At 70.2% G+C, this 14,264-nt stretch carries 12 protein-coding genes; 5 read left to right on the top strand and 7 right to left on the bottom strand.

The genetic code is table 11. The features are described from left to right. Position 1: 1 nt before the first annotated feature. Positions 2 to 1,306, bottom strand: coding sequence for a M20/M25/M40 family metallo-hydrolase (locus ACGFJ2_RS40230; RefSeq protein WP_357948674.1), 1,305 nt, complete (start codon positions 1,304 to 1,306; stop codon positions 2 to 4). Further along, positions 1,303 to 2,283 (bottom strand): Lrp/AsnC family transcriptional regulator, encoded by a 981-nt coding sequence (locus ACGFJ2_RS40225; protein ID WP_393477535.1) that lies wholly within the window; start codon positions 2,281 to 2,283, stop codon positions 1,303 to 1,305. Before ACGFJ2_RS40225 ends, ACGFJ2_RS40230 begins: the two co-directional genes overlap by 4 nt. Before the next feature lie 111 nt (positions 2,284 to 2,394). On the opposite strand from ACGFJ2_RS40225, the gene ACGFJ2_RS40220 reads away from it, so the two are divergent. Beyond that, positions 2,395 to 3,699, top strand: coding sequence for an MFS transporter (locus ACGFJ2_RS40220; RefSeq protein WP_357948680.1), 1,305 nt, complete (start codon positions 2,395 to 2,397; stop codon positions 3,697 to 3,699). Here ACGFJ2_RS40220 and ACGFJ2_RS40215 read toward each other — a convergent pair. Further along, positions 3,696 to 4,148 (bottom strand): gamma-glutamylcyclotransferase, encoded by a 453-nt coding sequence (locus ACGFJ2_RS40215; RefSeq protein ID WP_393477532.1) that lies wholly within the window; start codon positions 4,146 to 4,148, stop codon positions 3,696 to 3,698. The genes ACGFJ2_RS40220 and ACGFJ2_RS40215 overlap by 4 nt on opposite strands. Before the next feature lie 71 nt (positions 4,149 to 4,219). On the opposite strand from ACGFJ2_RS40215, the gene ACGFJ2_RS40210 reads away from it, so the two are divergent. Further along, positions 4,220 to 5,614, top strand: a complete 1,395-nt coding sequence (locus tag ACGFJ2_RS40210; protein ID WP_358179661.1) for an NAD(P)H-quinone dehydrogenase — start codon at positions 4,220 to 4,222, stop codon at positions 5,612 to 5,614. A gap of 136 nt (positions 5,615 to 5,750) precedes the next feature. On the opposite strand, the gene ACGFJ2_RS40205 is transcribed toward ACGFJ2_RS40210, so the two are convergent. From ACGFJ2_RS40205 to ACGFJ2_RS40195, 3 genes are all read right to left on the bottom strand, one after another. After that, on the bottom strand, positions 5,751 to 7,139 hold the full coding sequence (locus ACGFJ2_RS40205; RefSeq protein ID WP_357948685.1) for a hypothetical protein: 1,389 nt from the start codon (positions 7,137 to 7,139) through the stop codon (positions 5,751 to 5,753). Positions 7,140 to 7,329: 190 nt separating this feature from the next. Then, entirely contained in the window at positions 7,330 to 9,075 is a 1,746-nt protein-coding gene (locus tag ACGFJ2_RS40200; protein WP_358179663.1) for a biotin carboxylase N-terminal domain-containing protein, read from the bottom strand. 73 nt (positions 9,076 to 9,148) lie between these two features. Then, positions 9,149 to 9,868, bottom strand: a complete 720-nt coding sequence (locus ACGFJ2_RS40195; RefSeq protein WP_357948690.1) for an SDR family oxidoreductase — start codon at positions 9,866 to 9,868, stop codon at positions 9,149 to 9,151. Positions 9,869 to 9,990: 122 nt separating this feature from the next. Here ACGFJ2_RS40195 and ACGFJ2_RS40190 point away from each other — a divergent pair, with 122 nt between their 5' ends. From ACGFJ2_RS40190 to ACGFJ2_RS40180, 3 genes are all read left to right on the top strand, one after another. Beyond that, positions 9,991 to 10,263 carry a WXG100 family type VII secretion target gene (locus ACGFJ2_RS40190; protein WP_214633406.1) on the top strand — a complete coding sequence of 91 codons (273 nt, stop codon included), beginning with the start codon at positions 9,991 to 9,993 and terminating at the stop codon, positions 10,261 to 10,263. An 85-nt stretch (positions 10,264 to 10,348) separates the two neighbouring features. Further along, a complete protein-coding gene (locus tag ACGFJ2_RS40185) occupies positions 10,349 to 11,518 on the top strand; it encodes a S8 family serine peptidase (protein ID WP_357948693.1) in 1,170 nt (389 codons plus the stop codon). A gap of 104 nt (positions 11,519 to 11,622) precedes the next feature. Continuing rightward, positions 11,623 to 13,713, top strand: coding sequence for a serine/threonine protein kinase (locus ACGFJ2_RS40180; protein ID WP_393477527.1), 2,091 nt, complete (start codon positions 11,623 to 11,625; stop codon positions 13,711 to 13,713). A gap of 62 nt (positions 13,714 to 13,775) precedes the next feature. Here the strand turns inward: ACGFJ2_RS40180 and ACGFJ2_RS40175 are convergent, their stop codons facing one another. After that, positions 13,776 to 14,204 carry a YbaB/EbfC family nucleoid-associated protein gene (locus ACGFJ2_RS40175; RefSeq protein WP_357948698.1) on the bottom strand — a complete coding sequence of 143 codons (429 nt, stop codon included), beginning with the start codon at positions 14,202 to 14,204 and terminating at the stop codon, positions 13,776 to 13,778. Positions 14,205 to 14,264: the final 60 nt, after the last annotated feature.

Here is a 14,264-nt window from a genome sequence, read left to right as displayed (position 1 = left end):
GTCAGTAGTTTAGGAGGAGCCTGTCGAGCACCCGTACCCCGAACTGGAGCGCGTCCACCGGCACCCGCTCGTCCACGCCGTGGAACATCGACGCGAAGTCCATGTCCCCGGGCAGTCGCAGCGGCACGAACCCGAACCCGCGGACGCCCAGGTCGGCGAAGAAGGTCTTGTTGTCGGTGCCGCCGGACATGCAGTACGGCACGGCCCGCGCCGTGGGGTCCTCGGCCTTCAGCGCCGCGATCATCGACTCGACCAGGGCGCCGTCGAACGTGGTCTCCAGCGCGATGTCGTGGTGCACGAACTCGCGGCGGACGTTCGACCCGATCAGCGAGTCGATCGTCTTGAAGAACTCGTCCTCGTGGCCCGGCAGGAAGCGGCCGTCGATCACGGCGGTGGCCTGGCCGGGGATGACGTTCGACTTGTAGCCGGCGTTGAGCTGGGTCGGGTTGGCGGTGTGGCTCAACGTCGCGCCGACGAAGCGGACCAGCGGCCCGATCTTGTCCAGGATGGGCGCCGGGTCGTCCTCGTCGAAGGGCAGGCCGAACGCGTCCGCGACCTCGGTGAGGAACTGGCGGACCGTCGGGGTGAGGGTGATCGGCCACTCGTGGGCGCCGACCCTGGCCACGGCCTTGGCCACCTCGGTGACCGCGTTGTCGGTGTTGAGCATCGAGCCGTGCCCGGCGGTGCCGTCGGCGATGAGCTTCATCCAGCCGAGACCCTTCTGCGCGGTCTCGATCAGGTAGAGCCGCAGGGACGGGTCCACCTCCAGGGAGTAGCCGCCGACCTCGCTGATCGCCTCGGTGACGCCCTCGAACAGCTCCGGGTGGTGCGCGGTGAGGTGCTTGGCGCCGTAGTTGCCGCCCGCCTCCTCGTCGGCGACCCAGGCGAAGACGAGGTCGCGGCGCGGCTTGCGGCCCTCGCGGGTGAGCTGGCGGAGTACGGCCAGCATCATCGCGTCCATGTCCTTCATGTCGACCGCGCCCCGGCCCCAGATGTAGCCGTCGCGTACCTCGCCGCCGAACGGGTCGACGGACCAGTCGGCCGCGTTGGCGGGCACCACGTCCAGGTGGCCGTGGACCAGGAGCGCGGGCAGCGACGGGTCGGTGCCTTCGACGCGGGTGATGACGTTGCCCCGGCCCGGCTCGCTCTCGATGTAGGTGGCCTCGATGCCGACCTCGTCCAGCCTGGCCATGACGGCCTCGGCGGCGGCCCGCTCGCCGGGGCCGGTGCCGTCCCCGTAGTTGCTGCTGTCGACGCGGATGAGTTCGGCGCAGAGTTCGGCGACTTCGTTCTCGGCGGGCGTCATGGTGTCCTCTCCAGGGTGAGCAGGCCGGACTTGTGGAGGTGACCGCGTTTGTAGGCGCGGGTGATGAGGGTGACGTCCATGTCGGTGACCTCGTCGAGCGGGCCGACGACACCCGTCAGGAAACGGTAGAGATCGGCCTCATGGGCCACCGCGACCTGGACGATCAGGGAATGGGTGCCCGAGGTGGCCGCGCAGTAACGCACGCTGGGGTGCGCGGCGAGCCGCTGGCCGACCAGGTCGAGCCCGTGCGGCCGTACCTTGAGCCAGAGCTTGCCCTCCACCTCCAGGCCGAGCAGCGCGGGCTCGACCTCGGCCCGCAGCAGCAGGAGCCGCCGTTCGAGCAGCGAGGACACCCGCCTGCGGGCGGTCGGCACGGAGATGTCGAGCCGCTCGGCGATCGCCGTGAACGCGATCCTGCCGTCACCGGCCAGCAGTTCGGCGATCTCCTGCTCCAGAGGCGAAAGACCGTCCTCGTCGGGAAGGACTTCGAGGATCGGGGGCGGACGCAGCTGGGCTGCCTCCTGCTCGCTGAGGTAGGGCGCGTGCCACTCGGCGACCGTCCTGAAGGTGTGCAGGACAACCTGCGTCTGCGTCTGCAGCACCCCGTCGATCTCGCTGATCTCCGCGGTGAGGATGTCGTGCAGCTCCTCCCGTGACCGGGCGACCAGCTCGCAGGCGAGGTCGGCCGCCCCGGTCAGCGAGTAGACCGAGCGCGTGTCGGGCCGGTCGGCCAGCGCCTTGGCGACCTGCGCCGCCGTACCGGGGCGGACCTGGACATGCAGGTGCACGGGCCGGCCGTGGCCCGAACGCAGGTCGTCATAGATCGCGGTGACGCGCACCATGCCGTCGGCGATCAGCCGCTGTAACCGGCGCGCGACCGTGCGTTCGTGCTCGCCGACGGCCCTGCCGATCTCGCCCCACGACGCGCGGGGGCTGATCTGGAGAGCGGCGACCAGGCGCCGGTCGAGAACATCCACGGGGAGCCGTCTCTATGTCGGGTTTGTAAATATGTTGCCAGGCATTTGACTGTTTCGGTCGCCCGAATGCACAGTAGGCCATCATCGCAGTTGTCAGCAAAGGAGCCCCCCGTGGCGACCTCCCCCGTGGCGCCATCGCCACTCGGCATCCCCAAAAGCCGTGTCCGACAGCTCATGGCGGCCAGCATCGGCAACGTCGTCGAGTGGTTCGACTGGTACACATACAGCTTCCTGACCGTCTACTTCGCCGAGCAGATCTTCCCCAAGTCCGGCACGAACAGTCTGGTCCCGGTGCTGAGCGCCTTCGCGGTGTTCGCGGTCGGCTTCTTCATGCGCCCGCTGGGCGGCCTGCTGGTGGGCGCGTTCGCCGACCGGTTCGGCCGCAAGTCTGCGATGACCTTCACGATCATCCTGATGGGTGGCGGCTCGCTGCTGCTGGCGATCACGCCGACGTACGAGGCGGCGGGCGTGCTCGCGCCGATCATCCTGACGCTGGCGCGGCTGATCCAGGGCCTCTCGGTCGGCGGTGAGTTCGCCGCGGCGACCACCTTCCTGGTCGAGTCGGCCCCTCCCGGGCGTCGCGGGCTGTTCTCGAGCTTCCAGTACGTCAGCACCACCATCGGCCAGCTCTTCGCCTCCGGCCTGGCCGCCCTGCTGGCCGCCAACCTCGCCGAAGCCGACATGAGCTCGTACGGCTGGCGCATCCCGTTCGTGGTGGGCGCGGTGATCAGCCTCGTGGGCCTGTGGATCCGCAAGGGCGCCGAGGAGACCAGCGCGGTCGTCAGCGAGATCCAGGAGGGCAAGACCGAGCGTCCGGGCCTGTTCGAGTTCCTGGTCCGCTATCCGACCAAGGCCGCCTTGATCGTCGGCATCACCGTGGCGGGCACGGTCGCCTACTACACCTGGACGACCTTCCTGCCGACCTACGCCCAGCAGAACGTGGGCTTCGACAAGGGTCAGTCGCTCACGGTCAGCACGATCGCGCTGGTCTTCTTCATGGTCCTGCAGCCGCTGCTCGGCATGCTGTCGGACCGGGTCGGGCGCCGGCCCATGCTGATCACCTTCGGCCTGGCGTTCACGATCCTGCCGGTGCCGCTGCTCGGCATGCTGACGAACTCCTTCTCCAGCCTGCTGTTCATCCAGTGCCTCGGCATGATCTTCCTCGGCTGCTTCACCTCGGTCTCGGCCGCGGTCAACTCCGAGTTGTTCCCGACCCGGGTGCGGGCGGCGGGGGCGGGCTTCCCGTACTCGCTGACCGTCGCCATCTTCGGCGGCACCGCGCCACTCATCGGCACGGCGCTGAAGGACGCGGGCAACGCGGGACTCTTCCCGTGGTACATGTCGGCGCTCGCCCTGGTCTCCACACTGGTGTACGTCTTCGCGTTGAAGGAGACCAAGGACCAGCCGCTCAGCTAGTCGCCGATCGATTTGCAGGGGCGTCCCCGCAGCTCCTTGACGTAGTCGTCGGGGGCGCCCGCCCGCTCGGCGGCGTCGGCCAGGATGCCCAGGTAACGGGCGGAGGGCAGGCCGCCCTCATAGCCGTCGAGCACGTAGAACCAGGCCACCTGCTCGCCGTCGAGCGTCTGCACCCGCAGCCGCACCTTGTGGTAGAGGCCGCGGACCGCGCCCTCCCACTGGTCGAGGGAGTTGGCGTCCAACTCGGGCACGTCGTAGAGGACCACGAAGACGTGCTCGTCGGGGTCTTCGACGATGGTGGAGAGCGCGCCCTCCCAGGCGAAGTATTCGCCGCCGAACGTCAGGCGCCAACCCTGCAGCCAGCCCACGCCCCGGATCGGGGAATGAGGGGCACGCATGGCCATCTGCTCGGGGTCCATGTTGCTGCCGTAGGCCGCGTATACAGGCACAGCTGATAAGAGTAGCGCGCGACCGGCCGCCCCGTTCGTCGTCAGCGCGCGCCATGCGGGACAATAGGCACGTGACGAGGATCGTGATCATCGGTGGCGGACCAGGCGGCTACGAGGCGGCTCTGGTGGCGGCGCAGCTAGGCGCGCAGGTCACCATGGTCGAACAGGACGGGCCTGGCGGCGCGTGCGTGCTGACCGACTGCGTGCCGTCCAAGACGCTCATCGCCACCTCCGTGCGTAAACAGGCCCTCCTCGACGCGCCCTCGCTGGGCGTCGGATTCACCGGGGGGCTCGATGGCGACGTCGGCGTGGCGAGCGTCGATCTGCCGCTGGTCAACAAGCGGGTCAAGGAGCTGGCGCAGGCCCAGTCGGCCGACATCGAGACCAGGGTCGCCGCAGAGGGCGTCGAGATCATCAAGGCCCGCGGGCGGCTGGTCGACCCGCAGCTGGTCAAGGCGGGCGACCGCGCGATCAAGGCCGACGTGGTCATCGTGGCGACCGGCGCGACGCCGCGCATCCTGCCGGGGGCCGAGCCCGACGGCGAGCGTGTCCTTACCTGGCGTCAGCTCTATGACCTCGACGCGCTGCCCGAGCACCTGATCGTGGTGGGCTCCGGGGTGACGGGCGCCGAGTTCGCGGGCGCCTACCGCTCGCTGGGCGCCGAGGTCACGCTGGTCTCCAGCCGCGACCGGATGATGCCCAATGAGGACGCCGACGGCGCCGAGGTGCTCGAAGAGGTCTACCGGCGCCGCGGCATGAACGTCATGGGCCGCTCCCGCGCCGCCTCCGTCAAGCGGACCGCCGACGGCGTCGTGGTCACGCTCGAAGACGGCCGCACGGCCGAGGGCTCCCACGCGCTGATGACGGTCGGCATGGTGCCCAACACGAGCGGCATCGGCCTGGAGGAGGCCGGGGTCCAGCTCGACAGGAACGGCTTCATCAAGGTCGACAAGGTCTCGCGCACCTCCGCGCCGGGCGTCTACGCGGCGGGTGACTGCACCGGCGTGCTCATGCTCGCCTCGGTCGCCGCCATGCAGGGCCGCATCGGGGTCTGGCACGCGCTGGGCGAGGCCGTCCAGCCGCTCCGGCTGGCCACGGTGGCCTCCAACATCTTCACCGATCCGGAGATCGCCGCGGTCGGCGTGGCACAGCGCTCGATCGAGGCCGGCGAGATCGAGGCCAACGTGGTCAAGCTGCCGCTGGCCACCAACGCTCGCGCCAAGATGCAGGGGTTCAACGACGGTTTCGTCAAGCTGTTCTGCCGTCCGCACACTGGCATCGTGCTGGGCGGGGTCGTGGTGGCGCCGCGCGCGTCGGAGCTGATCCTGGCGCTCTCGGTGGCGGTGCAACAGCGGCTCACGGTGGATCAGCTGGCCCACACTTTCGCGGTATATCCGTCTTTGTCAGGATCCATCACCGAGGCAGCCCGGCGGTTGATGCAGCCTGAGGCGCAGATCGGGATCTGACCCGGCTTCCACGAAACCGGGCGCGCCCCGAAAGGGATCGCGCCCGGTGAGACAACGGGCGCCCCCAGAGGGACGCCGCCGGTAAAAAACGGGCGCGCCCCCCGAAGGGAACGCGCCCGGTCACTCGCTGGTCGCTTTACCAGTCGCCGCCGCCGAAGTCGCCACCACCGAAGTCGCCGCCGCCGCCGAAGTCGCCCCAGCCGCCGCCACCTCCGCCGCCGAAGTCGCCGCCGCCACCGAAGTCGCCGCCACCGCCACCGCCGTCGGAGAAGCCCTCGGCGTAACCGGCGCCGTAGCCGCCGAAACCGCCGCCGAGCATGCTGCCCATCATCGTGCCGATGAACATGCCGGTCATGATGTCGCCGAAGCCGCCGTAGTAGCCGTAGGCGTAGGGCTGATAGGCCGGGCCCGCGTCGTAGTAGGGACGCCGCTGGCCGTCGACCATGACCTCCCGCATCTGCGGGTCGAAGCCGCGCTCCACGGCCTCGGCGTCGCTCGCGCAGGCGGGTACGTCGCGCACCGCGCCGCCGGGCGGCGCCCAGCGCACGTCACGTACGGACGGGCCGTGCTGCGGGTTGAAGAAGCAAGGCGCTCGCCGCTCGGGGACCGGCTGGTTGTTGACCTTGGCCTTCACCACGGCCAGCGCGTAGCGGCCGTCCTCCAGCGTCTGGGTCACCTCGCGGACCTGGTCGGCCCGCTGCACCGCCGCGAGCTGCGTCTTGGCCTTCTCGTAGGAGTCGAGCGCCTGCTGCCACTCGGTGATGTGCTGCCCGCTCTGGCCGGAGAGCGCCACGTCGGTGTCCAGCGCGGTGATCTCCTCGCCGAGCTTGGTGACGTCCTCCTCCACGGTCTGCTTGACCGCGGCCAGGTCCTTGGCGTCCTGGATGGCCTGCTTCTTCTTCTTGTTCTTGGAGTAGACGAAGTAGCCGCCGCCGCCGACCACGACGAGCGCGCCCAGGGCGATCAGCGCGCCGCTGCCGCCGCCGCTGCCGCCCACCGGGCCGGAGTCGAGCGCGGCCTTCTTGCCCTCGGAGGCGAGGTTGATGCGCTCGACGAAGTCATTCATGCCGGACACGACGTCGTCGTGGTTTCGCACAGCCAGCTGGGACAGCCGGTTGGTGAGACCAGGCTTGCCGAAGTTGGACTCCGCGAACAGGGAGTTGCCGTCGAGCACCGCCACGGTGACCCGGCCCCCGTTCTTGGCGGCCGCGGTGGCCGTGCCAAGGGTGTCGAGGTACTGCTTGGCGTTGGCCGTCGTCAATGTGCCGTCGGGCAGGGCCGCGACGTAGATGTCACTCTTGGAGCCCTTCAACGTGTCGCGGATCTCGGACTGCTGGTCCGAGGTCAGCGGCGAGCCCGACTGCACGAATAGCGGATCCTTCTTGTCCTTCCAATAGGACACAACGCTCGATGCGTCAGGGGGTGCGGCCGCCGCGTTGGCGGCAGGGGACAGCGCAAGGACGACGAAAAGACCGGCGATCAGAGCCGCGATCGCGGCCCCTGCTCGGCGCAGCGAATGGGTCATTGGCAGCAAGCCTCCTTCGCCCAGGATGACGAACGGGCACTCGACAAAGTTCCTCTACAGCGCACGTTACCCGTACGGAGTCGGTCGAGCGCGGGGCGTGGTCAAGTCTCTTCGAGACTCCGGCACGATCAAGCGAGAGGTCGAGCGACGTCAAGCGAGGTCGAGCGACGTCGAGCGACGTAAAACGTCGTCAGGCGTCCTTGATCTCGCAGATCGTGGCGCCCGACGTGACGGTCTGCCCGACCGCTGCGGTCAGGCCCGTGACGGTGCCCGCCTTGTGCGCGGTCAGTGGCTGCTCCATCTTCATGGCCTCCAGCACCACGATCGCGTCGCCCTCGGCCACCGTGTCGCCGTCGGCCGCGACGATCTTGACGATGGTGCCCTGCATCGGGCTGACCAGCGCGTCGCCGCCCGCCGCGGGCTTGTTCGCGCCGCCGCGTCTGGGCTTCCTGGCCGCGGGCGGCGCGGAGCCTCTGGCGGTCGTAGCGAGGCCGGAGGGGAGGACCACTTCGAGGCGCTTGCCGCCGACCTCGACCGTCACCGACTCCCGGGCGGCGGGCTCGTCGGCGGAGCCGTCGCCCGAGTAAGGCGGGATCGTGTTGTCGAACTCGGTCTCGATCCACCGGGTGTGGACGGCGAACGGTTCGGCGGTGAAGGCCGGGTCCGACACGACCGCGCGGTGGAAGGGCAGCACGGTCGGCATGCCGCCGATCTCGAACTCGGCCAGCGCGCGGCGCGAGCGCTCCAGCGCCTCCGTACGGGTACGGCCGGTCACGATCAGCTTGGCCACCAGCGAGTCGAACGTCTGCGGCACGGTCATCCCGGCCTCGAACCCCGAGTCGAGCCGCACTCCGGGACCCGACGGCGGTCGCATGACGGTGAGGGTGCCCGGAGCGGGCAGGAAGTTTCGGCCGGCGTCCTCGGCGTTGACGCGGAACTCGATCGAGTGGCCGCGCGGCCGCGGGTCGGCGTAGCCGAGTGTCCCGCCGTCGGCGATGCGGAACATCTCACGGACCAGGTCGAGGCCCGACACCTCCTCGCTGACCGGATGCTCGACCTGCAGACGGGTGTTGACCTCCAGGAAGGAGATCGTGCCGTCCTGGCCGACGAGGAACTCGCAGGTGCCCGCGCCGACGTAGCCGGCCTCGCGCAGGATCGCCTTGGAGCTGGTGTAGAGGATCTCGACCTGCGACTCGGACAGGAACGGCGCGGGCGCCTCCTCCACGAGCTTCTGGTGGCGGCGCTGGAGTGAGCAGTCTCGGGTGCCGACCACGACCACGTTGCCGTCGCGGTCGGCCAGGCACTGGGTCTCGACGTGCCGCGGGCGGTCGAGGTAGCGCTCCACGAAGCACTCGCCGCGGCCGAACGCGGCGGTCGCCTCGCGTACGGCCGATTCGTAGAGCTCGGCGACCTCCTCCAGTCGGCGGGCGACCTTGATGCCCCGGCCGCCGCCGCCATAGGCGGCCTTGATCGCGATGGGCAGCCCGTGCTCCTCGGCGAAGGCGACCACCTCCGCCGCCCCCGACACCGGGTCCTTGGTTCCGGCGACCAGCGGCGCGCCGACCTTCTGCGCGATGTGCCTGGCCTGGACCTTGTCGCCGAGCGCGGCGATGGCGGCGGGCGGCGGGCCGATCCAGATCAGGCCCGCGTCGATGACGGCCTGGGCGAAGCCGGCGTTCTCGGCCAGGAAACCATAACCGGGGTGGACGGCGTCGGCGCCGGAGCGCCGGGCGATCTCCAGCAGCTTCCCGATGTCGAGGTAGGTCTCGGCGGGGGATTGGCCGCCCAGCGCGTACGCCTCATCGGCGATCTTCGCGTGCAGGGAGTCGAGGTCCTGGTCGGCGTAGACGGCCACGCTGCCGATCCCGGCGTCCTTGCATGCCCGCGCGATCCGGACGGCGATCTCACCCCGATTGGCGATCAGAACCTTCTGCACCGACCTACGTCCTTCCGACGCCCTTCGACGACAGACACTGAACGGAGTGTAAGTGCTTGTTGTCGGCCGACCCTCAGCGACCCAAGTACGCCCCGCCGTTCACATGGAGCACCTGCCCCGTCAGGTGCCGCGCACCCGGAGTGGCGAGGAACAGAACAGTGTCGGCCACGTCAGATGGGGTGCCGGGGCGGCCGTTGCGGGTGTTCTCGACGCGAGCCCTGATGCCCTCCTCGGTCAGGCGGCCGCGGAAGAACTCGGTGTCGACAACCAGGCCGGGGGAGACCACGTTGGCGGTCACGCCCCGGGGGCCGAGCTGGGCGGCCAGGTCGGCGGTCCACGCCTCGACGGCCGCCTTGGCCGCGCCGTACGAGCCGGAGCCCGTACCGCGGGCGGCGATCGAGCCGATCGTGATGATCCGCCCGCCCTTGGCGAAGCGCGGCAGCAGCGCGGTCGTGACGAGCACGGCGGACAGCAGGTTGGCGTTGAGGTTGGCCAGCCACCCCTCGGCCACGTCCAGCAGGTCGTCGGACTGCCGCCGGTCGAGGTTGGTGTTGCCGCCCGCGTTGTTGACCAGGACGTCGACCCGCTCGGGCAGACGGCCGGCCGCCTCCTTCACGGCGGCGGGGTTCGCGGCGTCGAAGGGCAGGAAGTCGGCGCCGAGCCGGGACGCGGCCTCTTTCAGCACATGCTCGCGCCGCCCGGTGATCGTGACCCGGTCGCCCGCGGAGACGAACGCCGCCGCGACCGCGTAGCCGATCCCGGTGCCACCGCCGGTGACCACAACCTCGCGCATGGCCGGATGCTCCTTAGATCCGAATATTCCTCTGGAAGACCATAGCCGCTCGGCATAACAGGAGCGAGGTGTGAGTGACGCGTCTATGTTGAGGGCGCTTTCAGTCGATCCAGGAGGTATGCATGAGCCAGAGCCTGCTCGGTGGCGACCCCGCGGAAATGCAGCAGATGGCCACCCAATTCACCCAGCAGTCCGAGGCGGTGCGCACCACGATGACCGCGCTGGACCGCGAGGCCGCCAAGGTCGGCACCGCTTGGACGGGCCCGGGAGCCGAGCGCTTCCAAGGGGCCTGGCAGAACTACCGGACGGCCTTCCAGCGCATGACGGAAGAGCTCCAGGAGGCCTCCCGGGTGATCAACACCTACCGGGGCAACATCGAGTCCGCGACCCGCTGAGTCTCGCGGAGGGGCCCCGGCCTGAGCGCCGGGGCTTCCTTTCGTTCACGACAACGTTCAGGTTGGCAGGCTACGCTCTTCCGCCATGATCGGACGGACTCTCGCGGCGGGCGTGCTCGCCCTGCAGCTCACCTCGGCCCCCGCCCTCGCCGCGGTGCCGGCGGAGAGGTCAGCGCCCGTCGAGTGCAAGCCGCGCAAGGGGACGACGCAGCTGCCCGGCACCGAGCCGTGGGCACAGCGAAGGCTCGACATCAAGAACGTGTGGCGCCTCACCCGGGGCGCGGGCGTGAAGGTCGCCGTCGTCGACAGCGGCGTCGACTACCAGCACCCGCAGATCCAGATCTCCAAGTTCATCGACATCACCCACACCGGCTACCGCGACTGCGTGGGGCACGGCACCGCCGTCGCGGGCATCATCGCCGGCCGCTACCTCGCGGGGGTCCCCTTCCACGGCGTCGCCCCCGAAGCCCAGCTCATCTCGGTGAAGCAGAGCAACAGCGAGGAGGGCGAGGTCGCCGACCTGGTCAAGGGGATCAAGGAGGCGGTGGACCGCAAGGCGGACGTGATCAACGTCTCGGTGCGGGCCGCCGACCATCCCGACCTGAGGGCGGTCATCCAGTACGCGCTGTCCAGGGACATCGTGGTCGTGGCCGCCGCCGGCAACATCACCAAGGAGGACGGGCCGCCCGAGCCCGCCTACCCCGCGGCCTACGACGGCGTGCTCGCCGTCGGCTCCGCCAACAGCAACGGCCAGCGCGCCGACTCCTCCAACACGGCCACGCCGGTCGGCGTGCTCGGGCCGGGCGTGGACATCACCGCCCCGTGGACGGGCAAGAGCTACATGCGCGGCCTGGAGGGTACCAGCTTCGCCGCGCCGTATGTGGCCGGGGTCGCCGCGCTCGTCCGCGCCCGCTTCCCCAAGCTCGACCAGGAGCAGGTACGCCAGCGCATCACCGCCACGGCCGACGGCTCGGTGGGCACGGGCACCGGAGCCGGGATGGTCAACCCGCTGCTGGCCGTCACCGCGACGCTGTCCTTCGACCCGGCCGGCGCCCCGGTGGTCGCCGCGCCACCGCCCTCGCCGCTGCCCGCCGACGTGGTGGCCAAGGTCCCGGCGCCCGACGAGCACGCGACGAACATCTCTCTCCTGGTGACGGTCGGCGCGCTGGCCATCGCCGCCGTCGGGGCGGCCTGCGCGCTGCTCGTCCCGCTGGGTCGACGGCGCGGATGGCGTCCCGGTCGTCCGGCGGCTTGATGTCCTGACGGTTAAATGTCAGGTTGCGTCCGAAACTACTGATGCAAAAGTGACAGGTTTGGTTGAATGTACTGTAGATCGCGTTTTGAGGTGAAGGGAAAGAGATGCACCCTCTGCAGCCGGGTGATCCAGAGCGTTTAGGAGCTCACACCCTCTTTGGACGGCTGGACGAGGGCCCGCGCGGAGTCGCGTACCTCGGCAAGGAGTCCGAGGACGGACCCACCCGAGTGATCAAGCTGCTCCCGGCCGTTCCGGACGCGGGGCCGCAGGACGCCGAGCGGTACAAGGGCGTCCAGCGCATTTCGAGTGTGTACGTCGCCAGGACCCTGGACGCCGGCATGCACGGCGAGCAGCCGTACATCGTGCGCGAGCACATCGAGGGCCGCAGCCTGGCCGAAACGGTGGCGGCCGAAGGGCCGCTCGACGGCGACACCCTGGAGCGGGTGGCCGTGGGCGTGCTGACCGCCCTGACCGCCGTCCACCTCGCCGGGGTCACGCACCGCGGGCTCACCCCGCACAACGTACTTCTCGCCGCGGACGGCCCGCGTGTGACGGACATCGACCTCGGCGAGGCCGTCGGCGAGCTGGGTTACCGCTCACCCGAGCAGCTCAGCGGACTGGGTTACGGCCCTTACGCCGACGTGTTCGCCTGGGCCGCGACGATCGTCTTCGCCGCGACCGGGCAGCCGCCCTTCGGGCACGACGCCCAGGCGGTGCTCAACGAGGAGCCCGAGGTCGGCGCGCTCGCCGAGCCGCTGCGCCGGGTGGTCCTCTCCGCGCTGTCGAAGGACGTCACCCAGCGGCCGACCACGTACACGGCGTTGCTGCAGCTCCTTGGGGACAAGAGCGGGGCCGCCGCGCCGCGCGTGGGCGTCGTGGCCACCGTGACGCCGCCGGAGCCGATCCCGGCGCCACAGGACGAGCTCTTCCCGCCGCAGACCATCCAGCTCCCGCCGTTGCAGGTGCCGGTCGAGCACCAGCAGCCGCTCGAAGGGGTGCCGGTCCCGCAGCAGACGTGGGGTCCGCCGCCCGTGCCGCAGCAGCAGGGAGCCACGTGGGAAGGGCCGCCCGGCGGGCAGCCGCCCGCGCAGGTGTGGCAGGTACCGGCCCAGGGCGGCGCCGCAGCCCCCCGGCGCAAGTCGTTCCCCATCGGGCTCGCCGCGGCCGTCACGGCCGTCATGCTGCTGTCCGGCGTGGGGCTGTGGGGCGCCGGCCACTACGCCAAGCTGGAGCCCGTCTCCAACTCCGCGTCGGAGGCGACGAAGAGCGGTGGCACCCTCGCGATCGGCGGTGGCGGCGGTGACTCCTCCACGCAGCAACAGCAGCAGCAGCCCGGCCAGCCCGATCCGCAGCCGTCACAGGCCGATGTGACGGTGCCCTGGGCGTCGGCCAGCCCCGACCCGACGGACGTGGTCCCGCTGGTGCTGCCGACCGACTATCCCTCGCAGGCGCCCACGGCTCCGGAGTTCAGCACGGTCCCGACGCCACAGCCGATCCTCACGCAGCCGGTGACCCAGCCGACGGTGACGCAGCCCGCCACCCAGCCGACGGCGACGCAGCCCGCCGCCACCGAGCGCAAGAGCAGGAAACGCCACACGCCGACGCCGACCCCGACCGAGTCGAAGCAGGAGCCGACGCCGACGCCGACGAAGACCAAGGAGCCGGAGCCGACGCCGGAGCCGAGCAAGACCAAGGAGCCGGAGCCGGAGCCGACGAGGACGACTGAGGCGCCGAAGCCGACGCCGACGAAGACCACTCAGAAGCCGACGCCGAAGCCGACCACTCAGTCGCCCAAGCCGACGCCGACGAAGACCACGGCCAAGCCGACGCCCACCAAGACCACCGCCAAGCCGACGCCGACGCCGCCCAAGACGAACCCCTACACGCCGACGCAGGTGTGCGGATCCGGGTTCAGCGTGCAGCGCAGCGGTTCGTTCGCGGGCGGGGTGACCTACCAGCTCTACAACAGCGGCAGTGGTGAGAACTGCGTGGTCACCATGAAGACCACGAACGTGGGTGTGAAGAGCCAGGTCAGCGCCACCCTCGACGTGCAGGGCGGGGGGAGCAAGACCGACTCCGGCATGTTCGACTACTACGCCGGTCCGGTCAAGCTTCCCGCCAAGGGCAAGTGCGTGAAGTACTCGGGCAGCACCGCCTCGGGCAGCACCAGCGCCCCGTACGGCAACTGCGGCTGAGACAGCGCGAAAAGCGGGGCCGGTGAGGATCACTCCTCACCGGCCCCGCTGCTGTCCGGGGGTCAGTCCTCCCAGGCGCGCTGGGTGCGGCGCATCCCTTCGAGCCGTTCGCCGGTCTCGCGGGCGTAGGCGTCCTGCAGCTCGTCCAGGTCGCGCTTGAAGGTGCCCAGCAAATCCTGCTCGCCGGGCACTGTCCCGAGCCCGAGCAGGTCGCGGGCCTGCCGCTCGTGGTCCTCCTGAGCCGCGCGTACGGCCTCGACCACGTCACGGCCGAGCTCCTCCGGATCCAGCCGCATGGCCCGGTGGGTGATCTGCACGTCGACCAGCCGGCTGTCGGCGTCCACGCGGGCGGATACCGTTCCGCCACGGCTCTCACCCGAGCCGCTCAGCTGACGTAGCTCCCGCGTGGCCTGTTCGAGCTCGCGCATCGTCCGTTCGCTGGCCTGTACGAGCCGGTCGAGCTCCACGAGGCGGGGGTCACTGGAATCCATGCGCCCCACGCCACCGGCAGCAGGTTAACGAACGCCAATCGGGAGCCGTCCAGTCGTCTA

The sequence above is a fragment of the Nonomuraea sp. NPDC049028 genome (genome assembly GCF_043197735.1).
Taxonomy (GTDB): Bacteria; Actinomycetota; Actinomycetes; order Streptosporangiales; family Streptosporangiaceae; genus Nonomuraea.
The sequence above is the reverse complement of the archived record's forward strand: the minus strand, read 5'-3'. Positions and strand labels throughout refer to the sequence as shown.

Bases quoted from the DNA above. Each gene is read 5' to 3' on its own strand.
- ACGFJ2_RS40180 (WP_393477527.1), top strand. From the start codon at position 11,623: ATGCACCCTCTGCAGCCGGGTGATCCAGAGCGTTTAGGAGCTCACACC.
- ACGFJ2_RS40190 (WP_214633406.1), top strand. From the start codon at position 9,991: ATGAGCCAGAGCCTGCTCGGTGGCGACCCCGCGGAAATGCAGCAGATG.
- ACGFJ2_RS40205 (WP_357948685.1), bottom strand. From the start codon at position 7,139: ATGACCCATTCGCTGCGCCGAGCAGGGGCCGCGATCGCGGCTCTGATC.
- ACGFJ2_RS40230 (WP_357948674.1), bottom strand. From the start codon at position 1,306: ATGACGCCCGCCGAGAACGAAGTCGCCGAACTCTGCGCCGAACTCATC.
- ACGFJ2_RS40195 (WP_357948690.1), bottom strand. From the start codon at position 9,868: ATGCGCGAGGTTGTGGTCACCGGCGGTGGCACCGGGATCGGCTACGCG.
- ACGFJ2_RS40185 (WP_357948693.1), top strand. From the start codon at position 10,349: ATGATCGGACGGACTCTCGCGGCGGGCGTGCTCGCCCTGCAGCTCACC.
- ACGFJ2_RS40175 (WP_357948698.1), bottom strand. From the start codon at position 14,204: ATGGATTCCAGTGACCCCCGCCTCGTGGAGCTCGACCGGCTCGTACAG.